22 protein-coding genes are annotated in these 21,862 nt (G+C 64.5%); 7 read left to right on the top strand and 15 right to left on the bottom strand.

The genetic code is table 11. The features are described 5' to 3' along the window. Nucleotides 1-7: 7 nt before the first annotated feature. The 7 genes from hutG to AC07N6_RS06685 all read right to left on the bottom strand — a co-directional run bounded on the left by hutG (nucleotide 8) and on the right by AC07N6_RS06685 (nucleotide 6,149). Entirely contained in the window at nucleotides 8-808 is an 801-nt protein-coding gene (gene hutG, locus AC07N6_RS06715; protein ID WP_494779534.1) for an N-formylglutamate deformylase, read from the bottom strand. Between the two features lie 30 nt (nucleotides 809-838). Next, the gene (locus AC07N6_RS06710) at nucleotides 839-2,260 is read right to left on the bottom strand and encodes a formimidoylglutamate deiminase (RefSeq protein WP_494779533.1); all 1,422 of its coding nucleotides are present in this window, start codon (nucleotides 2,258-2,260) and stop codon (nucleotides 839-841) included. Nucleotides 2,261-2,331: 71 nt separating this feature from the next. Continuing rightward, complete coding sequence (locus AC07N6_RS06705; RefSeq protein WP_494779532.1) at nucleotides 2,332-2,955, bottom strand: HutD/Ves family protein; 624 nt, start codon at nucleotides 2,953-2,955, stop codon at nucleotides 2,332-2,334. Further along, entirely contained in the window at nucleotides 2,945-3,718 is a 774-nt protein-coding gene (locus AC07N6_RS06700) for an amino acid ABC transporter ATP-binding protein (protein WP_494779531.1), read from the bottom strand. The genes AC07N6_RS06705 and AC07N6_RS06700 overlap by 11 nt, the downstream gene beginning before the upstream one ends. Beyond that, nucleotides 3,718-4,383 carry an amino acid ABC transporter permease gene (locus AC07N6_RS06695; RefSeq protein ID WP_050468880.1) on the bottom strand — a complete coding sequence of 222 codons (666 nt, stop codon included), beginning with the start codon at nucleotides 4,381-4,383 and terminating at the stop codon, nucleotides 3,718-3,720. The genes AC07N6_RS06700 and AC07N6_RS06695 overlap by 1 nt, the downstream gene beginning before the upstream one ends. A gap of 151 nt (nucleotides 4,384-4,534) precedes the next feature. Next, nucleotides 4,535-5,287, bottom strand: coding sequence for a glutamine ABC transporter substrate-binding protein (locus AC07N6_RS06690; RefSeq protein WP_494779530.1), 753 nt, complete (start codon nucleotides 5,285-5,287; stop codon nucleotides 4,535-4,537). 124 nt (nucleotides 5,288-5,411) lie between these two features. After that, nucleotides 5,412-6,149: an IclR family transcriptional regulator gene (locus AC07N6_RS06685; protein WP_494779529.1), complete on the bottom strand. Its 738-nt coding sequence runs from the start codon at nucleotides 6,147-6,149 to the stop codon at nucleotides 5,412-5,414. A 252-nt stretch (nucleotides 6,150-6,401) separates the two neighbouring features. On the opposite strand from AC07N6_RS06685, the gene AC07N6_RS06680 reads away from it, so the two are divergent. From AC07N6_RS06680 to prpF, 3 genes are all read left to right on the top strand, one after another. After that, nucleotides 6,402-7,109 carry a GntR family transcriptional regulator gene (locus AC07N6_RS06680; RefSeq protein ID WP_494779528.1) on the top strand — a complete coding sequence of 236 codons (708 nt, stop codon included), beginning with the start codon at nucleotides 6,402-6,404 and terminating at the stop codon, nucleotides 7,107-7,109. A gap of 41 nt (nucleotides 7,110-7,150) precedes the next feature. After that, a complete protein-coding gene (gene acnD / locus AC07N6_RS06675) occupies nucleotides 7,151-9,772 on the top strand; it encodes a Fe/S-dependent 2-methylisocitrate dehydratase AcnD (RefSeq protein ID WP_494779527.1) in 2,622 nt (873 codons plus the stop codon). Nucleotides 9,773-9,909: 137 nt separating this feature from the next. Continuing rightward, a complete protein-coding gene (prpF, locus tag AC07N6_RS06670; RefSeq protein WP_494779526.1) occupies nucleotides 9,910-11,100 on the top strand; it encodes a 2-methylaconitate cis-trans isomerase PrpF in 1,191 nt (396 codons plus the stop codon). A gap of 22 nt (nucleotides 11,101-11,122) precedes the next feature. Here prpF and AC07N6_RS06665 read toward each other — a convergent pair whose 3' ends face one another. From AC07N6_RS06665 to AC07N6_RS06645, 5 genes are all read right to left on the bottom strand, one after another. Next, a complete protein-coding gene (locus tag AC07N6_RS06665; RefSeq protein ID WP_494779525.1) occupies nucleotides 11,123-11,425 on the bottom strand; it encodes a helix-turn-helix domain-containing protein in 303 nt (100 codons plus the stop codon). After that, nucleotides 11,409-11,792 (bottom strand): type II toxin-antitoxin system RelE/ParE family toxin, encoded by a 384-nt coding sequence (locus tag AC07N6_RS06660; protein ID WP_494779524.1) that lies wholly within the window; start codon nucleotides 11,790-11,792, stop codon nucleotides 11,409-11,411. Before AC07N6_RS06660 ends, AC07N6_RS06665 begins: the two co-directional genes overlap by 17 nt. A 303-nt stretch (nucleotides 11,793-12,095) precedes the next feature. Then, nucleotides 12,096-13,112, bottom strand: a complete 1,017-nt coding sequence (locus AC07N6_RS06655) for an ABC transporter substrate-binding protein (RefSeq protein WP_494779523.1) — start codon at nucleotides 13,110-13,112, stop codon at nucleotides 12,096-12,098. Nucleotides 13,113-13,167: 55 nt separating this feature from the next. Next, nucleotides 13,168-14,040, bottom strand: coding sequence for an ABC transporter permease (locus tag AC07N6_RS06650; protein WP_494779522.1), 873 nt, complete (start codon nucleotides 14,038-14,040; stop codon nucleotides 13,168-13,170). Between the two features lie 38 nt (nucleotides 14,041-14,078). Next, entirely contained in the window at nucleotides 14,079-14,870 is a 792-nt protein-coding gene (locus AC07N6_RS06645; RefSeq protein ID WP_494779521.1) for an ABC transporter ATP-binding protein, read from the bottom strand. Nucleotides 14,871-15,051: 181 nt separating this feature from the next. Here AC07N6_RS06645 and AC07N6_RS06640 point away from each other — a divergent pair, with 181 nt between their 5' ends. Together AC07N6_RS06640 and AC07N6_RS06635 are read left to right on the top strand one after the other, a co-directional pair. Continuing rightward, nucleotides 15,052-15,741, top strand: coding sequence for a response regulator transcription factor (locus tag AC07N6_RS06640; protein ID WP_494779520.1), 690 nt, complete (start codon nucleotides 15,052-15,054; stop codon nucleotides 15,739-15,741). Continuing rightward, nucleotides 15,741-17,159: a sensor histidine kinase gene (locus tag AC07N6_RS06635; protein ID WP_494779519.1), complete on the top strand. Its 1,419-nt coding sequence runs from the start codon at nucleotides 15,741-15,743 to the stop codon at nucleotides 17,157-17,159. The genes AC07N6_RS06640 and AC07N6_RS06635 overlap by 1 nt, the downstream gene beginning before the upstream one ends. Before the next feature lie 9 nt (nucleotides 17,160-17,168). Here AC07N6_RS06635 and AC07N6_RS06630 read toward each other — a convergent pair whose 3' ends face one another. Further along, the gene (locus AC07N6_RS06630) at nucleotides 17,169-18,449 is read right to left on the bottom strand and encodes a cation:dicarboxylate symporter family transporter (RefSeq protein ID WP_494779518.1); all 1,281 of its coding nucleotides are present in this window, start codon (nucleotides 18,447-18,449) and stop codon (nucleotides 17,169-17,171) included. 236 nt (nucleotides 18,450-18,685) lie between these two features. Between AC07N6_RS06630 and AC07N6_RS06625 the strand changes: the two genes are divergently transcribed. After that, nucleotides 18,686-19,615, top strand: a complete 930-nt coding sequence (locus AC07N6_RS06625) for a LysR family transcriptional regulator (RefSeq protein ID WP_494779517.1) — start codon at nucleotides 18,686-18,688, stop codon at nucleotides 19,613-19,615. Between the two features lie 35 nt (nucleotides 19,616-19,650). On the opposite strand, the gene AC07N6_RS06620 is transcribed toward AC07N6_RS06625, so the two are convergent. Together AC07N6_RS06620 and AC07N6_RS06615 are read right to left on the bottom strand one after the other, a co-directional pair. After that, nucleotides 19,651-20,112, bottom strand: a complete 462-nt coding sequence (locus AC07N6_RS06620) for a hypothetical protein (RefSeq protein WP_494779516.1) — start codon at nucleotides 20,110-20,112, stop codon at nucleotides 19,651-19,653. Between the two features lie 24 nt (nucleotides 20,113-20,136). After that, nucleotides 20,137-21,312, bottom strand: coding sequence for a methyltransferase (locus AC07N6_RS06615; protein WP_494779515.1), 1,176 nt, complete (start codon nucleotides 21,310-21,312; stop codon nucleotides 20,137-20,139). Nucleotides 21,313-21,529: 217 nt separating this feature from the next. On the opposite strand from AC07N6_RS06615, the gene AC07N6_RS06610 reads away from it, so the two are divergent. Then, complete coding sequence (locus AC07N6_RS06610) at nucleotides 21,530-21,820, top strand: hypothetical protein (protein WP_494779514.1); 291 nt, start codon at nucleotides 21,530-21,532, stop codon at nucleotides 21,818-21,820. Nucleotides 21,821-21,862 lie beyond the last annotated feature (42 nt).

Genomic DNA, 21,862 nt, shown 5'->3' with positions numbered 1-21,862 from the left:
GCCGCCGTCAGGACGGCTTGAACGCCAGATAACTCTTGATGAATTCCCGCAGCACCGGCTTGAGCTTGGCCGACAGTGCCGCGTCCAGCGCATAGGGCGCCTGCTCTTCCATGTAGCTGCGCTGCGCCAGCTCCAGCTGCACCGCGTACACCTTATCCGCCGGCTGGCCATAGTTGCGGGTGATGTAGCCGCCCTTGAAGCGGCCGTTGAGCACCGCCGGGTAATGCGGCGCCAGTTCCTGCGCCTGCTTGAGCAAGGCTTCGGCCACGCCGGGGGCGCAGGCTTCGCCGCTGGCCGAACCGAAGTTGAACACCGGCAGCGCGCCCTCGAACAGGTGCGGGATCACCGAGCGGATCGAGTGCGCATCCCACAGCAAGGCGTAGCCGTGGATCGACTTGATGCGTTCCAGCTCGGCCTGCAGCGCATCGTGGTAAGGCTGCCAATACAGCGGCAGGCGGCGCGCGACTTCGGCGTCATCCGGCGCCATGCCCGGTTTGTACAGCGGCACGTTGTCGAAGGTGGTCAACGGGCACAGGCCGGTGGTGTTCTGCCTCGGATACAGGCTCTTGCCGTCGGCCGGGCGGTTCAGGTCGATGGCATAGCGCGAGTAGAACGGGCTGATCACGGACACGCCCAGTTCGCCCGCGAAGTCGTACAGGTCCTCGATATGCCAGTCGGTGTCGTCCACCTGCAGACCAACGTCGCTGAAGGCCGGCTTCAGCTCATCCGGCAGCAGCGTGCCGACGTGGGGCATGGAGATCAGCAAGGGCGATGTGCCCTGCCGCAGCTTGAATACTTCCTTGGTCATTGTTGCTTCCTCAATCTTCCTCAATCTTACTCAATCGTTAAGCAAGTGCGACACGGTCGCACGGTAATCGGCGCGCGCCTGCCCTTCCAGCGCATGGCGTCCCTCGGCCACCACCTGGCGGCCGCCGACGAAGACGTCGCGCACCGGATTGCCCTGGTGTTCGCAAAACACCAGGGCCGACAGCAACTGTTGCGGGCCGCGCTCGGCCAGGTTGGCGTCCTCGCCATCGAGCACCGCGAAGTCGGCGCGCTGCCCCACTGCCAATCCGGCCACGGCGCGCCCGGCAGCGAGCGCGCCGCCGGATACCGCCTGCGCGAACATGCGGTCGGCCACGGCCGGCTGCGCTTCGGAGGCGAGCATGTTGCGGCGGCGATGGTGCAGGCGCTGCCCATATTCGAGCAGGCGCAGCTCCGAACGCAGGTCGATGGCGATGTTGCTGTCCGAGCCGATGCCCCAGTTGGCGCCATCGGCCAGGAGGCGCGGCGCGTCGATGATGCCGTCGCCGAGATTGGCTTCGGTGGTCGGGCACAGGCCCACCACGGCGCCGCTCTGGGCCACGGCGCGGTACTCGTCGTCCGCCATGTGGGTGGCGTGCACCAGGCACCAGCGGGCGTCGAGCTCCTGCAATGAAAGCAACAACTGTACCGGACGCTTGCCGCACCAGGCCAGGCAATCGTCGACTTCCTTGGTCTGCTCGGCGATGTGGATGTGGATCGGCGCATCGGCGCCCTGCCTCTGGGCGCGCACGCCGCCGACCAGTTCGGCCAGGCCGTCGGCGGCGACCGCGCGCAGCGAATGCGGCGCCACGCCGTAGCGCCGCATGCCGTTCTCCGGCAGTACGCGCTGCAGGCGTTCGCGCAGTTCCAGCATCCATTGCGGCGACGAGATGAAGCGCGCCTGGTGCGGCATCGGCGCGATGCCGCCGAAGCCGCCGTGCTGGTACAGCACCGGCAGCAGCGTCATGCCGATGCCGGCGTCCTGCGCCGCCTGCATCACGCGCAGCGACAGTTCGGCCGGGTCGGCATAGGCGGCGCCGCCTTCGGCATGGTGCAGGTAATGGAATTCGCACACCGAGGTGTAGCCGGCCTTGAGCATCTCGATATAGAGATGGCGCGCGATCGCTTCCAGGTGTTGCGGCTGCAACCGTTGGGCGAAGCGGTACATCAGGGTGCGCCAGCTCCAGAAGGAATCGGTCGGGCTGCCCATGGTCTCGGTCAGGCCGGCCATGGCGCGCTGGAAAGCATGCGAATGCAGGTTGGGCATGCCGGGGATCACCGGACCGGCGGCCAGCGCCGCGCCGTCGCGCACGCTGTCGGGCGTGGCCTGGATCAGGTTGCCGGCGGCGTCCCAGCGCAGCAGCACATCGCTGCGCCACCCCTCGGGCAGCAATGCGCGCGGGCAGAACAGCACGCCGTCGGTGGAATTCTTGTCTTGCTCAGTGTGAGTTGGCATAGGCTCACCATTTCCCGTTCTTTGCATATTTGAATAAGCCCGTGCGCCGGCGGGCGGCCACGGGTAGCGGATCAGGTCTTGCGGCGAATACGGATGGCCAGCGCCATCGCGCCGGCCGCGCACAGCAAGTCGGGCAGGAGCGCGCCTTCACGCAGCCTGACGAATTCGCCCGCGCGCAGCTGCCGCTGCATCCCGAAGGCGTCGGAAAGGCAGGCCGCGCCTTGCGCGAGATACAGCAATACCGTATCGGCCGGAAGCCGGCGGGAGTTCTGTTCGCTCAACGCCACTACCTCGCCGCTGGCCAGCTCGCGCCGCACCATCAGGTTGAAATCCAGGGTGGGTGCGCCGTGCAGGCGCACCGACACATCCGACTCGCCGGAGAAGGCGAACGGCGCGAAGCATTGGCGCAAGTCGTGTATTTGCGCGCCATCGACATGCATGGTGAAACCGCCGCCCTCCAACAATACGATGGTGCGGTCGATGCCGGCGAAGGTCGAGAAAACGCCATCGCGCCCGACATCGGCCACGCTGGCGCGCCAGACGAATGAAGAGAAATCCGCCTCGAGCGGCTCCACGCACAGCTCGCGCGTCTGCCCGCCCTCGTTCTTCCAGGGCACGGCGGCAATCCGTCCGAGGCTGCCGCCGACGATGATGGCGCCGCCGGCTTGCGCCTTCAGGGAAGCATCAACCGCCATGGGCCGCCTCGCGCGCCAGCATGGTCTGCAGGAAACTGCGGGTGCGCGCTTCCCTGGGCGCGCTAAAGATATCGGCCGGCGCGCCGGCCTCGACGATGCTGCCGTGGTCCATCACCACCACCACATCGGCCACCTCGCGGGCGAAGCCCATCTCGTGGGTGACGATCAGCATGGTCATGCCTTCGGCGGCCAGGTCCTTCATCACTTGCAGCACTTCGCCCACCAGTTCGGGGTCGAGCGCGGAGGTCGGCTCATCGAACAGCATCACCTTGGGTTCCATCGCCAGCGCGCGGGCGATCGCCACGCGCTGCTTCTGGCCGCCGGAGAGCGTGCCGGGGTAGACCTTGGCCTTGTGCTCCAGGCCGACCTTCTGCAACAGGCGCATGCCCTGCTCTTCGGCTTCCTTTCGTGCCACCCCGCGCAGGCAGGTCGGCGCCAGCGTGATGTTGTCCAGCACGGTGAGATGCGGGAACAGGTTGAACGACTGGAACACCATGCCGACTTCGGCGCGCAGTTCATCCAGCTTGGCTTCGGGCATCATGCGCCCGCCTTGCACCACCGGATGGCCGCACACCGTGACGGTGCCGCCTTCGGCGGTTTCCAGGCCGTTCAGGCAACGCAGGAAGGTGCTCTTGCCCGAGCCGCTGGGGCCGATCACCACCACCACCTGGCTCGGCTGCACGGCAAAGTCGATGTCCTTGAGCACCACATTTTCACCGAAGGATTTCTTCAGGCCCTTGATGTCGACGATGGCTTGCGTCATCACACTCTCCCTTCCGAACGCAGTACTTTCTCGATCCGGCGCAGGATCAGGGTGGTCACGCTGGTGAGGATCAGGTAGATCGCGGCGATGACCAGGTAAACCTCCAGCGAGCGGTAGCTCACGCTGATGATCTTTTCGCCCTCGTGCATCAGGTCGGCGATGGTCAAGAGCGACACCAGCGCCGAGTTCTTGATCAGCGCGATGAATTCATTGCCCAGCGGCGGAATCATGCGCACGAAGGCCTGCGGCAGGATCACGCGGCGCATCGCCATCTTGTATGGCAGGCCGAGCGAGCGGGCCGCCTCCATCTGGCCGCGCTCGATCGACTGGATCGAGCCGCGCACGATTTCGGAAACATAGGCGCCGCTGTAGATGCCCAGGCCGAGGATGCCGCACACATAAGCCGGCAGCAAGATGCCGAAATGCGGCAGGCCGAAGAACCAGATGAACAATTGCACCAGCAGCGGCGTGCCGCGCACCAGGGTGAGATAGACAGTGCAGATGCCGTAGATGATGCGGCGCTGCGGCGACAGGCGCCCAAGGCCGACCAGCAGGCCCAGCAGGCAGCCCAGCACCAAGGCGGCGGCGGTGATTTCCACCGTGACCGCGGTGCCGGTAGCGAGCGAATGCCAGCTTTCCCATACCGGCGAAAAGTCGAAATCCATGTGGGCTCCGGAAAATTGAAATGCGAATTGAAATGCAGAAATACACAACCGCGTCGGCTTGCCGCCGGGCGGATCGACTGGAGGGGAAGAAAACCGCCGCCGCCGCGCTCGCCGTCACAATGGCAATGGCGGCGCGGCGCTCAGGCCGGCCTTACTCGCTCTTGCCGAACCACTTGTCGGTCAACGCGGTATAGGTGCCGTTCACGCGCAGGGTCTGCAGGGCCTTGTTCAGTTGCCCGGCCAGTTCGGTGTCGCTCTTGCGCATGGCGAAACCGTACAGCTCGGTGGTCAGGCCCTTGTCCAGCACGCGCACCAGCGGCTGGGTGCGGGCGTACTCCACCGCGGCCGGACGGCCGGTGACGGCGGCATTGACGCGGCCGGTGGCCAGCAGGTCGAACATGGCCTGGTTCTTCTCGACCTCGACACGCTCCACGCCGGGGAAATTGTCCTTCAGGTAACCGACCGACTTGGTGCCGACCTGCACCGACACCTTCTTGCCGCGGTTCAGGTCATCCGGCACCTTGATGCTCTGGTCATCGCGGCGCACCAGCACGGCCAGGCCGCCACGGTAGTACGGGTCGCTGAAGTTGACCACCTTGCGGCGCTCATCGGTCATGTAGATGGCCGATGCGGCGATGTCGAAGCGGTTGGAAATCAGGCCGGGGATCAGGCCCTTGAAGTCGATGTCCACCCATTGGATCTTCTTGCCCATACTCTTGGCCAGCGCTTCCATCAGTTCGATGTCGAAGCCGGTGCGCTTGCCGTCCTTGACGAACTCCATCGGCGGGAAGGTCGCATCGGTGCCGACCCGGATCACGTTATCGGCGGCCCGGGCCGCCGGGACGGCCGCGGCGAACAGGGTGAAGACTGCCGTACAGGCGCAGAGCAGCTTGGAAAATTTCATCATGTGTTCCTCGGTGAAAACGGCGGATCGGACTGGCGCAGGATGATTTCCTGGCGGGATGACAACAACAAAACTCTCGGGCCGCTCCCCATGCCTTTTCAGCATGGCTTCCTGTCGCCCTGGCTTAAAAACGATTGCAAATACGTTGCGCCGCGTCCACGGTCATGCGGATCAGCTCCTGTTCGCGTGTGCCCACGCGCAATGCCGGCGCCATCAGCGTGATCGTGCCTTCCAGGCGGCCGTTGGATGTGGTGATCGGCACCGAAACGCCCCAAACGCCCATGTCGACCTCGCTCTCGCTGATGGAATAGCCGCGACGGCGGATCTCTTCGAGTTGCGCCTCCAGTGCGGCCGCCTCTTCCGGCTTGTCGCCCAACTGGTCGGCCAGCAGCTTTTGCTGCAGCTTGCGCGGCATGAACGCCAGCAAACTCCTGGCCGATGCGCCCTTGTGCAGTGTATGGGCACGGCCCTTGGTGAAGGAGCAACGCAACGGCTGGGTGCTTTCTTCCATGGCGATGCAAACCATCTCGCCATTGATATAGACCAGCAGGCCCACGCTCTCGCCGCTGCGCTCGACCAGCGCGCTGATCTCTTCCCGGCTTTGGCTGATCAGGTTGGAGTTCTGGTCGAAGCCCCAGGCCAGTTGCACTCCCGTCGGCCCGGGCTCGAAGGTGCCGGAATTCATGTGTTCCTGCAACAGGCCCCACTTCTTGAGCGAGGCCAGATGACGATAAACGGTGCTGACCGGCTGCTGCACCATGGCGGCGATTTGCTTGGCGCTGACAGGCTTGCCTGCGCGCGCCACGCCAGTCAGAACATGAAGTACGCGGTCGACGATGGTCGAGGTTTGAGGAGAGTCCATGGACACAATATAAGTTTAAATTCTCAGTTTTGGATTTAATTTCCCGCCCATCGAGAAATTTTCTTTAGAAATTTGAAGAGCGCATTCATTTTTCTCAAATCGCGGCAAATTTTCCCACCTGCAAGGCAAATTGACTCATGCTATTTTTTAACCGGATCAAGATAAAAATATTTAATCATTGTCGACACTTGCAAAACATTTCCGGCAAAGTGCTATGATTAAACAAAGAAAATAGCCAACATTGTCGACACCATGAGCGAATTGATCACTTTGCCGGGTTCGGAGCGAGATGGGGAGACACTTTCGGAACACGTCTTCCGGAAAATCCAGACCGCCATCGTCCAGGGCGACATCGCCCCCGGCAGCAAGATTTCCGAGCCGGAACTGGCGCGCACCTACGGCATCAGCCGCGGCCCGCTGCGCGAGGCGATCCATCGCCTGGAAGGCCAGAACCTGCTGGTGCGCGTGCCGCACGTCGGCGCGCGCGTGGTGTCGCTGACCCTGGAAGGCCTGGTCGAACTGTTCCAGATCCGCGAATCGCTGGAAGGCATGGCCTGCCGGCTGGCGGCCGAACGCATGAGCCGCGCCGAGCTCGATGAACTGCGCCGCGTGCTGGACATGCACGAGAAAGATGAAGCCTTCCAGGCCGGGCGCGGCTACTACCAGCAGGAAGGCGACTACGACTTCCACTACAAGATCATCCAGGCCAGCGGCAACGCAATCCTCACGCGCATCCTGTGCGGCGAGCTGTACCAGTTGGCGCGCATGTACCGCATCCAGTATTCCGCCACCCCCAACCGCCCGCGCCAGGCCTTTGCCGAACACCACCGCATCCTCGATGCGCTGGCCGACGGCGACGGCGAACTGGCCGACCTGCTGATGCGCCGGCACATCGGCGCCTCGCGCCGCAATATCGAACACCAGATCGCACAGGCCAACACACAGCGCGATCAAGCCTGACAACGACAACCATTTACCGAGACAACCACGAGCCATCCGCCATGAACACTCAATATCGCAAGCAACTGCCCGGCGCCAAACTGGACTATTTCGACGCCCGCGCCGCCGTCAACGCCATCCAGCCCGGCGCTTGGGATGGCCTGCCCTACACTTCGCGCGTGCTGGCCGAGAACCTGGTGCGCCGCTGCGATCCGGCCACGCTGACCGACTCGCTGCGGCAACTGATCGAGCGCCGTCGCGACCTGGATTTCCCCTGGTTCCCGGCGCGCGTGGTGTGCCATGACATCCTGGGCCAGACCGCGCTGGTCGACCTGGCCGGCCTGCGCGACGCGATCGCCGACATGGGCGGCGACCCGGCCAAGGTCAACCCGGTGGTGCCGGTGCAACTGATCGTGGACCACTCGCTGGCGGTGGAGTGCGGCGGCGACGACCCGCAAGCCTTCGAGAAGAACCGCGCCATCGAAGACCGCCGCAACGAGGACCGCTTCCACTTCATCGACTGGACCAAGCTGGCCTTCGAGAACGTCGACGTGATCCCGCCCGGCAACGGCATCATGCACCAGATCAACCTGGAGAAAATGTCGCCGGTGATCTACATCAAGGACGGCGTGGCCTTCCCCGACACCCTGGTCGGCACCGACAGCCACACCCCGCACGTGGACGCGCTGGGCGTGATCGCCATCGGCGTGGGCGGCCTGGAAGCCGAGAACGTGATGCTGGGCCGCGCCTCGTGGATGCGCCTGCCCGACATCGTCGGCGTCGAACTCTCCGGCCGCCGCCAACCCGGCATCACCGCCACCGACATCGTGCTGTCGCTGACCGAGTTCCTGCGCAAGCAGAAAGTGGTCGGCGCCTACCTGGAGTTCTATGGCGACGGCGCTTCCAGCCTGACCCTGGGCGACCGCGCCACGATCTCCAACATGGCGCCGGAATACGGCGCCACCGCCGCCATGTTCTCGATCGACCAGCAAACCATCGACTACCTGAAGCTGACCGGCCGCGAAGATGAGCAAGTCAAGCTGGTGGAAACCTATGCCAGGGAAACCGGGCTGTGGTCCGACAGCCTGAAGAATGTCGAGTACGAGCGCGTGCTGCGCTTCGACCTCTCGACCGTGGTGCGCACGCTGGCGGGCCCGAGCAACCCGCACAAGCGCCTGCCGGTATCCGAACTGGCCGCGCAAGGCATCGCCGGCAAGGTCGAAAACGAGCCGGGCAAGATGCCCGACGGCGCCGTGATCATCGCCGCCATCACCAGCTGCACCAACACCAGCAACCCGCGCAACGTGATCGCCGCCGCCCTGCTGGCGCGCAATGCCAACCGCCTGGGCCTGCAGCGCAAGCCGTGGGTGAAGAGCTCGCTGGCGCCGGGATCGAAGGCGGTCGAACTGTACCTGGACGAAGCCGGCCTGACCGGCGACCTGGAAAAACTGGGCTTCGGCATCGTCGCCTTCGCCTGCACCACCTGCAACGGCATGTCGGGCGCGCTCGATCCGAAGATCCAGCAGGAAATCATCGAGCGCGACCTGTACAGCACCGCCGTGCTGTCGGGCAACCGCAACTTCGACGGCCGCATCCACCCGTACGCCAAGCAGGCCTTCCTGGCTTCGCCGCCGCTGGTGGTGGCCTATGCCATTGCCGGCACCATCCGCTTCGACATCGAGCAGGATGTGCTGGGCACCACTGCCGACGGCAAAGAAATCCGCCTCAAAGACATCTGGCCCTCCGACGAAGAGATCGATGAAGTGGTCAAGGCCGCCGTCAAGCCGCAGCAATTCCGCAATGTCTACACGCCGATGTTCGCCGCCCGCGTCGACCGCGGCGCCAAGGTCAGCCCCTTGTACGACTGGCGCGCGCAGAGCACCTACATCCGCCGCCCGCCCTACTGGGAAGGCGCCTTGGCCGGCGAACGCAGCCTGCAAGGCATGCGCCCCCTGGCCGTGCTGGGCGACAACATCACCACCGACCACCTGTCGCCGTCCAACGCCATCCTGCTCGACAGCGCGGCCGGCGAATACCTGCACAAGATGGGCTTGCCGGAGGAAGACTTCAACTCCTACGCCACCCACCGCGGCGACCACCTCACCGCGCAGCGCGCCACCTTCGCCAACCCCAAGCTGTTCAACGAAATGGTAAAGAAGGAAGACGGCAGCGTGCAGCAAGGCTCGCTGGCGCGCCTGGAGCCGGAGGGCAAGGTCATGCGCATGTGGGAGACCATCGAAGCCTACATGGAACGCAAGCAACCGCTGATCATCATCGCCGGCGCCGACTACGGCCAGGGCTCCTCGCGCGACTGGGCCGCCAAGGGCGTGCGCCTGGCCGGCGTGGAAGCCATCGCGGCCGAAGGCTTCGAACGCATCCACCGCACCAACCTGATCGGCATGGGCGTGCTGCCGCTGGAGTTCAAGCCCGGCGAGAACCGCAATACCTATGGCATCGACGGCACCGAGATGTATGACGTGATTGGCCAACGCCGCCCGCGCGCCGACCTGACGCTGGTGATCCACCGCAAGAACGGCGAACGTGTGGAAGTGCCGGTGACCTGCCGCCTGGATACCGCGGAAGAAGTGTCAATCTATGAGGCCGGCGGCGTACTGCAGCGCTTTGCGCAAGATTTCCTGGAAGCCTCGGCCAATGACGGCAAGAACGGCCGCAAGTCGGTTTGATGGATCTCTGAAGTAGTGACGCCGTTCGCCCTGAGTAGCGCGCAGCGCGTATCGAAGGGCAGCTTCGGTGCGCTGGCTTCGATACGCCGCCAAAGCGGCTACTCAGCCCGAACGGGCGAAAGAAAAGGAATGCAAGCATGAGCCAAGTCCCCCAAATCCGCATCCCCGCCACCTATCTGCGCGGCGGTACCAGCAAGGGCGTGTTCTTCAAGCTGGATGACCTGCCCGAAGCCGCGCGCGTGCCCGGCCGCGCGCGCGACAAGCTGCTGCAGCGCGTGATCGGCAGCCCCGACCCCTACGGCAAGCAGATCGACGGCATGGGCGCCGCCACCTCCAGCACCAGCAAGACGGTGATCATTTCAAAAAGCACGCGCCCCGGCCACGATGTCGATTACCTGTTCGGCCAGGTCTCGATCGACCAGGACTTCGTCGACTGGAGCGGCAATTGCGGCAACCTGTCGGCCGCGGTCGGCCCGTTCGCCATCGCCGCCGGTTTGGTCGCGGCAGAGAAGGTGCCGCAAGACGGCATCGCCGTGGTGCGCATCTGGCAGGCCAACATCGGCAAGACCATCGTCGCCCACGTCCCCATCACCAACGGCCAGGTGCAGGAAACCGGCGACTTCGAACTGGACGGCGTGACCTTCCCGGCGGCCGAAGTGCAACTGGAATTCATGGATCCGGCCGCCGACGAAGACGGCGCCGGCGGCGCCATGTTCCCGACCGGGAACGTGGTCGACACGCTGGAGGTGCCCGGCATCGGCAGCTTCCAGGCCACCATGATCAACGCCGGCATTCCCACCATCTTCCTCAACGCCGAAGACATCGGCTACACCGGCGCCGAGCTGCAGGACGCCATCAACGGCGACCCGGCCGCGCTGGCGCGCTTCGAGACCATCCGCGCGCATGGCGCCATCCGCATGGGATTGATTACCAAGGTAGAAGAAGCCGCCACCCGCCAGCACACGCCCAAGGTGGCGTTCGTGGCCAAGCCGCGGGATTACATCTCGTCCAGCGGCAAGCCGGTGACCGTCAAGGATGCCGACGTATTGGTGCGCGCGATGTCGATGGGCAAGCTGCACCACGCGATGATGGGCACCGCCGCCGTCGCCATCGGCACCGCGGCGGCGATCCCCGGCACGCTGGTGAACCTGGCCGCCGGCGGCGGCGAGCGCAACAACGTGCGCTTCGGCCATCCCTCCGGCACCTTGCGGGTAGGCGCCGAGGCCAAGCTGGAAAACGGCCAGTGGGTCGTGACCAAGGCCATCATGAGCCGCAGCGCGCGGGTGCTGATGGAAGGCTGGGTGCGGGTGCCGGGCGACGCGTTCTGAGGCGCCCGGCGGCAACGGAAAATTAAATGATGGCCTGCAGGCCCTTGTCGGCAATCAGGTTCAGCAATTTGAGCGCGGGGCCGGCCGGCCGGCTTTCCCCTTGCTCCCACTTGCGCACGGTAGAGGCCGACGTGTGCAAGTGATGCGCAAATACCGGCTGGCTGAATTTCAATCTTTCGCGCAGACGCTTGACATCGTTGGCGCTGAATTCCCGGACTGGCGGCGGACAGATTGCGTCGAACTCGCGCATCGTCACCTTGCCGATGGCTCCCGCTTCATGAAGCTCGGCTAGATCGCCTCGCAATGATTCAATGATCTTGCTCACAACGAACCTCCACTAAAACACCTGCATGCAACGCATGCGACAAGGCTTCCGAATGCAGTTCCAGGAATACCTTGCCCGCGAATTGCAATGCCTTCTTCTCGTCCTGCGTGATGTTCGCCTTGTCGCTCTTTGGGAACCCGTGCAGAAACACATAGCGGCCGCCGATCCGGGCCGACAGCAACGTGCGATAACCGCCGCTTTTGCCGCTACCCGGACGCGCTACCCGCTTCTTGTAGAGACAACCGCCCAACTCCGCATCGATCAGGCCATGTTCCATCTCCATCACCGCCTTGCACAAGACCGCATCCGATAATTTCTCACTCGCCTGCCATCGCGCAAAGTCTTTCCGCTTGAAGATACAAGTCATCTCGGCCCCCTGACTATACCCAAAATGGGCATGGTTTTCAACATACCAATCTCCTGGCAAAGCCCAAATTTCCGGCAACTGGAAATTCAGGCCGCATTTCAGAAAACATCGGGGAGATATGTTGATTCAAGCCAAGTCCTTGATGAACCTGCCGCATCGACTTTTGGCGTAGTTCAACAAAGTTCGGTGCCGAGGTCGCGCCGAATACAAAACGCCCGATGCGATGCATCGGGCGTCGGTGTTGCAATAAAATCTGTCAACCTGTTTCAGGATTGGACATGCGCCGCAACGCAAATCCGCAAATCAACTGCCCTTGCGATCCTTGAATGCCGGCACGAACAGCTCGTTCCACACTGCCGGCTTGGTCTTGATGGTGCCGGCTTTGCTCATGAACAGCACGTATTGCATGATGTCCACCGGCGTGGTCGAGAACTCGGTGCCGGGGTCGGCCAGCATCTGCTCCACTTCCTCCTGCGGCAGCTTCATCTTGGACACGCGCAGGAAGGTCTCGGCCGCGCCTTTGCGGTTCTTGGCAATGTAGGCGTTGGCTTCTTCCTGCGCTGCCATGAAGGCCTGGGTCAGCTTGGGGTTTTTCTCGGTGAAAGACTTCAGCGCGAACACCACGTCCATGGTGATGTGGCCCAGTACGTCGGAGGTGTTCAACACACGGCTGATGTGCGGCTCCTTGGCTTCCTGATAGGAGAATGGCGGCGAGGTGAAGTGGGCGGTGATCTCGGTCTTGCCCGACAACAGCGACCCCATCGCCTCCGGGTGCGACAGGCCGACGGTCAGCGGATCCATCTTGGCGTAGTTCTCGATGCCGAAGGTCTTGGCCGCGGCCATTTGCAGCAGCACCGCCGACAGCGAGGTCTTGATGCCGGGGATGGCGATCTTGTCCTTGGAGGTGAAATCCTTCAGGGACTTGACGTTGGGGTTATTGGTGTTGAGCCACAGCGGCGAGGTCGACAACGCGCCCAGGCCCACCACTTCCGAACGCGGGATGCCGCGCGCCTTGGACCACAGCGTCACGAAACCGGGCGCGCCGGTGCCGGCGATGTCGAGGTTGCCGGCCAGCATGGCGTCGTTGATCACGTTGCCGCCGTCAAGCAGCACCCACTTGGTCTTGACGTCGCCCAGGCCGAGCGCCTTGGCGTGCTTCTCGAGCAGGCCCTGGTCGCGGATCACCATCAGCGGCAGGTACAGCAGGCCATAGCCGTGCGAAATGCGCACCTCGGGCGCTTCGGCGCGGGCGGCGCCGGTGACGCTGGACAGCGCCAGCGTGGCGGCGATCATCATGCTTGAAAAGGTACGGCGTTTCATTCTTGTCTCCTTGGATTATCAGTTTATCGGTATTGCGCCTGCTTGCGCCGGTCGCTTAGTGGGCCATGCCCCAGCGGCGGATGGTGCGTTTCTCGATCTGGGCGAAGATCAGGTTCTCTACCACCAGGCCGATGATGATCACGAAGAACAGGCCCGAAAACACGTTGGCGGTTTCCAATTGGTTGCGATTCTCAAAAATGTACCAGCCCAGGCCGCCGGTTCCGGAGGACACGCCGAACACCAGTTCGGCCGCGATCAACGTGCGCCAGGCGAAGGCCCAACCCACCTTCAAGCCGGTCAGGATGCTCGGGAAGGCGGCCGGGATCAGGATCGACTTCACCAGCGAGAAACGGCGCAGGCCGTAGTTCTGCCCCACCATGCGCAGGGTGTTGGACACCGCGCGGAAACCGCCGTGGGTATTCAGCGCCACGGCCCACAGCACCGAGTGCACCAGCACGAAGATGATGCTGCCGGTGCCCAGGCCGAACCAGATCAGCGCCAGCGGCAGCAAGGCGATCGCCGGCAGCGGGTTGAACATGGAGGTGAGCGTCTCCAGCAAGTCGTTGCCGATGCGCGAGCTGATGGCTACCGTGGTCAGCAGGCCCGCCAGCAGGATGCCCAGGCCATAGCCCACCAGCAGCGTCTGCAGCGACACCGCGGCGCGCTCCAGCAGCACGCCGCTGGCGATGCCCTGCAGGAAAGCCTCCAGCGTCTGGCTAAAGCTGGGGAACAGCAATGCGTTGTCCAGCCAGCGGCCGTAGATTTCCCAGATCGCCGCCAGCACCAGCAAAATCACCGTCTTGCGCAGCCAGCCCAGGCGATAAAGCGATTCAAAGGCCGACAACGGGCGCTGCACTTCAGCGCTGGCGTTGCGGTTGGGTTCCACCACGATTTCCGGGCGGACGAAGGGCAAGGTATTGTTGTTCATGCGTGTCTCCTGGTTGTCGCCTGTTGATTGACCGCTGGTCAGTGATGGGCGAACAACATGTCGTTGATGCGGGTTTCGAGCTCGGCCTGGGCCGCGGTGCCCATCTGTTGCGGGTCGATGCTGTTCAATTCGGCGCGCACCTGGCCGGGATGCGGCGTGAGCAGCAGGATGCGGGTGCCGATGCGGATCGCCTCTTCGATCGAGTGCGTCACGAACAGCACGGTGAAGCGGGTGTCGTCCCACAGGCGCAACAGCTCGTCCTGCATCTTGCGGCGCGTGAGCGCGTCCAGCGCGGCGAACGGTTCGTCCATCAGCAGCACGTCCGGCTCCATCGCCATGCCGCGCGCGATCGAGACGCGCTGCTTCATGCCGCCCGAGAGCATGTGCGGGTAACTGTCGATGAACTTGGCCAGGCCGACCTTCTCGATGTAGTACGCCGCGCGCTCGGCGGCTTCCTTGCCGTGCAGGCGGCCGCTGGCGTTGAGCGCGAATTCGACGTTCTGGCGCACGGTCTTCCAGGGCAGCAACTGGTCGAACTCCTGGAACACCATCATGCGGTCCGGCCCCGGCTCGTGCACTTCACGCCCCTTCAGGCGGATGGCGCCGCCGGTCGGCTGCAGGTAGCCGCCGATGGCCTTCAACAGCGTCGACTTGCCGCAGCCCGAAGGGCCGAGCAGGATGTAGCGGTCGGACGGATGGACGTTGAAGCTGACCTGCTGGGTCGCGGTGACCAGCGAATCGCTGGTCTTGTATTGCAGGGTGACATTCTCGATTTCCAGCAGCGGCACGGATGGATCGGCGGCCGGCGCACCATGGGCAGGATTGCTCATGCAAGTCTCCAGTTTGTTTTTAATGATTGAAACGGATGCTAGGGCGTGAAGCTGTAACGAATCTGACTAAATCCTGACATCCGGATTTTTTCACTCTTTTTCGAGGCAGCGAGCATACAATTCAGCCTGCCCAAGCAGCGCCCACAGCTGCGGCACCGCAACAACAAGACCGGAGATCCCCATGCGCATCCTGCTAGTTGAAGACACCTCCGACGTGGCCGAAGCCATCGTCTCCCACCTCGCGCGCATCGGCCATACCGTGGAGTGGGAAAGCAACGGCGCCGCCGCCGGCCGCCGCATGGCCGATTCCTTCGACCTGGTGATCCTGGATGTGATGCTGCCGCAGCAGGACGGTTTTTCCCTGCTGGAGCAATTGCGCGGGCGCGGCCAGAAAACGCCGGTGCTGATGCTGACCGCCTGCGCCGAGATCGAGGAGCGCGTGCGCGCGCTCGACCTGGGCGCCGACGACTACCTGATCAAGCCCTTCGATTTCCGCGAACTGGACGCGCGCATCCGTGTGCTGCTGCGCCGCAGCGGCGGCGAATCGACCAATCTGATCCATTGCGCCAACGTCAGCATCGACCGCAAGAGCCGCAGCGCCACGCTGGACGGCGCGCCGATCGAGCTGACCCGGCGCGAGGTGACGCTGCTGGAGATCATCGCCGCCCGCCCGGGGCGCATCTTCAACAAGGACGAACTGATGGACCGCCTGTTCACGGTGGACGATACGCCCAACGCCAATACCGTCGAACAATACGTCGCCCGCCTGCGCAAGAAGCTGGCCGGCGCCGCCTTCGAGATCCGCACCTTGCGCGGCCTGGGCTACCAGTTGGTGCTGCATGCCCCGGCCGACGGCGGCGCGCTCCACTGATGCAGCCGCGCACCCAGCACGTCGTCGCCGGACGCTCGCTCTATACCCGGCTGGTCACCCGCGTGGGCGCGGTGCTCGTCGTCAGCGCCGCCGCCCTGCTGATCGCCATCTGGATCTCGACCCAGCTGGCGGCCAACGAGGCCTACGACCGCATCCTTTCCGGCAGCGCGCTGCAGATCGCGGAAAATACCTGGTACGAGAACGGCGCCGTCAACGTCGACGTGCCGCTGGCCGCGCTGTCGATGCTGGGCACCGGCGACCATGCGATCTACGTCGTGCTCGATCCGCAAGGCCGGGTGATCGCCGGCGACGGCGAATTCCGCCCCGATATCCCGTGGGAACTACTGGAGCAAGGCCCGCTGCTGCGCGACGGCGAATATCTCGGCACGCCGGTGCGCATGGCCATCATCGGCCGCCGCATGCCGGTCGACGGCCCGCATCCGTGGGCGGTGATCGTGCTGGCGCAGACCAACAATGCCCGCATGTCGTTCGCGCACAGCCTGGGCAGCAAGGCGCTGCTGGTGATCATCGCCATGAGCGTGCTGACGCTGGTGGCGGCCATGTTCACGCTGTACCAGGCGCTGGCGCCCTTGAAACGCATCGAAGCCGCCATCCGCGAACGCGACCTCAACGACCTCTCGCCGCTGAACCTGACCGTGCCGGCCGAGACCCATGCGCTGGTTTCGGCCATCAATGCCTTCATGCAGCGCCTGGCGATACACCGCGCCACCATGCGGCGGGTGATCGGCGACGCCGCCCACCAGCTGCGCACGCCGGTCACGGCCCTGGTCTCGCAAATGGAATTGCTGGAAACCCAGACCAGCGAGGAAAAGCGCCAGCGCCATCTGGACCAGTTGCGCCAGCGCACGCGCAGCCTGGGTGCGCTGGTGAACCAGTTGATCAACCACGCGATGGTGCAGCACCGCAGCGACATCAGCCTGCGGCAACGCATCGACCTCGGTGAACTGGTGCGCTCGCAGATGACCGATGTGCTGTCCAACCGCGAACGCACGCCCGACCTGGCGCTGGACATGCCGGAAGCGCCCTGCTTCATCCGCGGCGATGCCATCAGCCTGGGCGAGGCCATCAAGAACATCCTCAACAATGCGCTGCAATACGGCTCCCCCGGCCTGTTGCATGTGCGGCTCGAGGCGGAGGAAGTGCGCAATGAAGGGCGTTATGTACTGCGCTTCATCGATGACGGCCCCGGCATCCCCGCCGCCGACTGGGAGCGGCTGCGCAAGCCCTTTTCGCCGCGCGGCGAAGGCCGCATGGGCGCCAGCCTGGGCTTGTCGATCGTGGAAGAAGTGATGCGCGCGCATGCCGGCGGCATGCGTTTCGAACATACGGCGCAAGGCCATTTTTCGGTGGCGCTGGATTTCCCGGCATGGCAGGCGACTGCCGACGAGCCGGCTTGAACGGATTCTTTACCTGCCGCCCAGCTCGCGCCGCATCGCCGTATAGTCGAACTCGCGCTCCCATACCGCGATCACCACGCAGGCCAGGCAATTGCCGACCACATTGGTCAGCGAACGGCATTTCATCAGCCGCTCCACGCCCAGCAGCAGCACAATCCCGCCTACCGGCACCATCTGCAGCGCGGCCAGCGTCGCCGCCAGCGCGATGAAGCCGGAGCCGGCCACGCTGGTGGCGCCCTTGGAGGTCAGCATGGCGACCGCCAGCAGCGTCAGCAACTGCCAGGCGCCGAAGTGCACGCCCGAGGCCTGCGCCAGGAACAGGGTCGCCATCGCCAGGTAGAGATTGGTGCCGGAAAGGTTGAAGCTGTAGCCGGCCGGCAGCACCAGGCGCACCACATTGCGCGAGCAGCCGATCTTTTCCATCTTCTCGATCAGCCCCGGCAACGCCGCCAGCGAGGAGGCGGTGAAAATCACCAGCAGCAGCTCGTCGCGCACATAGGCGATCACCCGGAACAGGTTCACGCCGACCGCGCGCGCCACCAGCGCCATCACCACCGCGACGAAGACCATGCTGGCCAGGTAGATCGCGCCGACGAAGCGCAGCAACGGCAGCATCGAAGCCGGGCCGTAACGGCCGATGGTAAAGGCCATGGCGCCGAAAGCCGCCAGCGGCGCCAGCCGCAGGATCAGGCTGACCATCCCGAACAGCACGCCGAGGATGGCGTCGATGAAGTCGCGCAGTTGCGCCATGCGGGGATTGGCCGCCGACAGGCGCCCCAGCGCGACGCCGAAGAACACCGCCAGCAGCAGGATCTGCAGGCTGTTGTTGTGCACGAAGGCGCCGGCGAAACTGTCGGGAATCAGCCCCAGGGCGAACTGGTCGAAGCGGAAGTCTTCGGCCCGGCGTATGTAGCCCGACACCATCTGTGCACCGCCGCCCGCCGCCTCCGCCGCCGTGGCCGACAAATCGAGATGGTAACCGCCGCCCGGCTGCAGCAGCACTGCGGCGGCAATGCCAAGTGCCAGCGAAAGCAAGGCCATCGTCTCGAAATACAGCACCGCCTTGCCGCCGACCTTGGCGGTCTGGGCCCGCCCCTGCATGCCGGCAATGCCCGACACCACCAGCGCGAACATGATCACGCCGATCAGCATGCCGATCAGCTTGACGAAACCATCGCTCAACGGCTTCATCTGCACCGCCAGGTCGGGCTGCCATTGGCCCAGGGCGATGCCGGCGGCAATCGCCGCCGCCATCTGGACCAGGCCGTTCCTCAATATCTTCCCCGCCATCGATGCTGGACGCCGTCGAAACGGCGCTGTCTCCCTCTTGGTGTATTGCGTGGGTGTTATGTCTTGTGTCTTGTTTTCCCGGCCATCCTGGCAATGGCTCGCAGCACGGAGTTTACCGGCCAAGCTTGCCGCGCACGCTAAGGGATATCCGTCATTGCCGGCGGCACACAAAGCGGATGGGATCTGTAAAATATATCGAAAATAATATTCCCAGATAAACAAAATATGGAGACAGAATGGAATTGCGCCATCTCCGCTACTTCCTGGTGGTCGCCGAAGAACAGCACTTTACCCGCGCCGCCGAACGGCTGGGCATGCAACAGCCGCCGCTGAGCCACCAGATCCGCCTGCTGGAACAGGAGCTGGGCTTCGAGCTGTTGCGCCGCCATCCCAAGGGCGCCGACCTGACCGCCGGCGGGCGGGTCTTCCTGGAAGAAGCCAAGGCCATCCTGCACAGCGTGGAATTGGCCTCGCAAAAAGCCGCGCGCGCCGCGCAAGGCTTTGCCGGCACCATCGCCATCGGCTTCACCAGTTCGGCGGCGGCGCATCCCCTGATCCCCGGCATCATCCGCGCCTACCGCGAGGCCTATCCCGGCGTGCATATGGCGCTGACCGAAGCCAATGCGGCGGAACTGACCGAAGACATCATGCACGGCAAGGTCGATATCGGCTTCCTGCGCCAGCCCGTGGCCCGGCCGCAAGGCATCGCATTCCACGAATTGCTGGAGGAGGAAATGCTGCTGATCCTGCCCGCCGGCCACCCGCTGCTGGCGGGCCAACGCAATACATCGGCGGCCGCCGACAACCTGCCCTCGATCCCGTTGAACGCGCTGGCAGCGGAGGAATTCATCCTGGTGCGCCGCCACGGCGCGCCGGGCATGTACTCCAACCTGATCGCTGCCTGCGAAAACGCCGGTTTCAGCCCGAAGATCGCGCTGGAAATCGATCGCATGCTGACCAACATCAGCCTGGTGGCGGCGGGCGTGGGCGTGTCGGTGGTGCCGGCTTCGATGAAGAGCTTTCACCGCGAGAGCGTGGTGTATTGCCGCGTGAAGGATGCCAAGCCGGCGCTGCTGGCGCCGATCAACCTGGTGTGCCGCAGCGAGGCGAGCGAACCGACGCAGCAAAACTTTCTCAAACTGGCGCGGGAATTTGCCGAACGTTGAAGGCGGCATGGCTTAGCCCCCGCGTGGCCGCCAACTTACTTCCACTCCAGGATCGCATTGCTGCGATCCAGCCAATGCACCTTGATGCCGCCCGGCGCCACCTTGCGCCCGGCGCAGGCGCTGGCCGCAAGGCTGAACGGGGCGTCGTAGAAACGGCCGCCGGCCGATGAGCGCATGGCGGTCTGCGGCGCGTTCCTGGCGATCCAGTCAGCCGCATTGGTGCGCAGGAAAATCATGCAGGCGCTGCCGCTGGTCTGGGCCACCTGGCAAGTGCAGCTGTTGCCGGAAGTGGTGATCGGCTCGCTCGGCTGCTGGTTGCGGTTCAGCGGATCGGGCACCGGGATCGGTACCGGGACAGGAATCGCCTGATGATGCGTGCCGTAGCTGCCGCCCAGGTCGCGTGTGGTCACCTGGGCCGATGCCGGCCCCGCGCAAGCCAGCGCCAGCGCAATGGCCGCGCAACGCAGGAATACTGAATGGATGGCATTGGCGTTCATCATCGGCTCCCTTGGTTTGGATAGTCAGGCGCGCGCCTTGAGGCGCCACAGCGAAGTAGTCTCCTTGCTGCGCGCCGCGTACAGCGGATCGTCGCGGTCGGCGGCCTTGCCGTGGCGCGGCTTGGTGTCGATGCGGCCGGCCACTTCCAGGCCGGCGGCGGCGATCGCTTCGGCCAGCATGCCGGGGGCGCGCAAACCCAGGTGTTCGGCGAAATCGGACATGATCAGCCAGCCTTCGCCGCCCGGCTCCAGATGCCGGGCCAGGCCGTTGAGGAAGCCCAGCAGCATGCGGCTGTCCGGATCGTAGACGGCGTGCTCGATGGGCGAACTGGGGCGCGCCGGCAGCCAGGGCGGATTGCAGACGATCAGCGGCGCGCGGCCTTCCGGAAACAGGTCGGCCTGGTGCAATTGCACCTGCGCCAGCAAACCCAGGTTTTTCAGGTTTTCGCGCGCGCATGCCAATGCGCGCTCATCCATGTCGGTTGCCACCACCTTGCGCACACCGCGCCGGGCCAGCACCGCCGACAAGACGCCGGTGCCCACGCCGATATCGAACGCCAGCGCGGTCGACGGCAGCGGCGCCTGCGCCACCAGCTCGATGTATTCCCCGCGCACCGGCGAGAACACGCCGTAGTAAGGATGGATGCGTGCGCCCAACGGAGCGATCTCAACCCCCTTCTTGCGCCACTCATGGGCGCCGATCAGGCCCTGCAGTTCGCGCAGCGAGGCGGCGAACGGCTGCTCGCCCAATTGCGGCCCATAGGCTTCGGCGCAGGCAGCGTGCACATCGGGCGCGCGCCGCAGCGGGATGCTGAAACCGGGATCGAAGGGAACCAGCAGCATGCCCAGGATGCGCGCGCGCTGCGCCTGCATCTGCCGCTGGTGGTGGAAGGCCTGGGCCGGCTGCGCTGCGCTGTCCTTGTCGGCGGCCTTCTTTTTGGCATCGGCCCGCTCGCGTGCGCGGTCGACGCGGCGGCCCAGGGCCTGCAGCAACAGGCGCGCGTTCTGGAAATCGCCGCGCCACAACAGGCCGGTGCCTTCGCAGGCCAGCTTGTAGGCAGTGTCGGCCGGGATCTGGTCATCCGCCTCCACCACGCGTTTGGGCGGGCCGTTGCCGGCTTCCGAGTGCCAGGGCAGCGTGTGCTGCACGCCGTCGGCCTGCCATGCGATGTGAGGAGCTAAATCTTGGGATAAGGTCATTAGTTGGCAATAAGAATGGCGGCGCCATGAGGGCCCCGCCGGAAACAGCCGCCAGTGTAGCAAGCGTACTGCCGCAGCGCTTGGGGAACTTGCCTTTTCAGGCGGCAACCAACCAATCGACGGCATTTGATGCCGGGCAAACTCCCGGCAGCTTTTTTCGCCGGCACTGCCACATTCTGGCTATGATGGGGAACGGCCAACAACCGAAGGAGAAAAGATGAGCGACACGCAAACGGATACGCCGGACTTCGACCACCAGCGCTTGCTGCAGATGGCGAACGAATTTGAACTGGAATTGCAGAAGCAGCCTGCCGACAGCCTTGGCGCGCAACAACTGCGCGAAGATATCGCGCGCCTGAAGGAACACTTGTCGGCACCGCAACCGCACACCGGCTCGGTGCGCGACTCCTGGCAATCGCTGCGCCGGGCCGCCGACAGCGTGGAAAACGCGGTATTGAAAGACAGCCCCTACATCGCCGAGATGGGCCGCATCATCGGCCTGATGTAATTCCTTTTTCCAATGAAAAACCGCCTGCCGCAGTCAATGCGG

The organism is Herbaspirillum sp. GW821-FHT09A12 (genome assembly GCF_059418325.1).
Note: the sequence above shows the minus strand (reverse complement) of the source record. Positions and strands in the feature narration are given on the sequence as shown.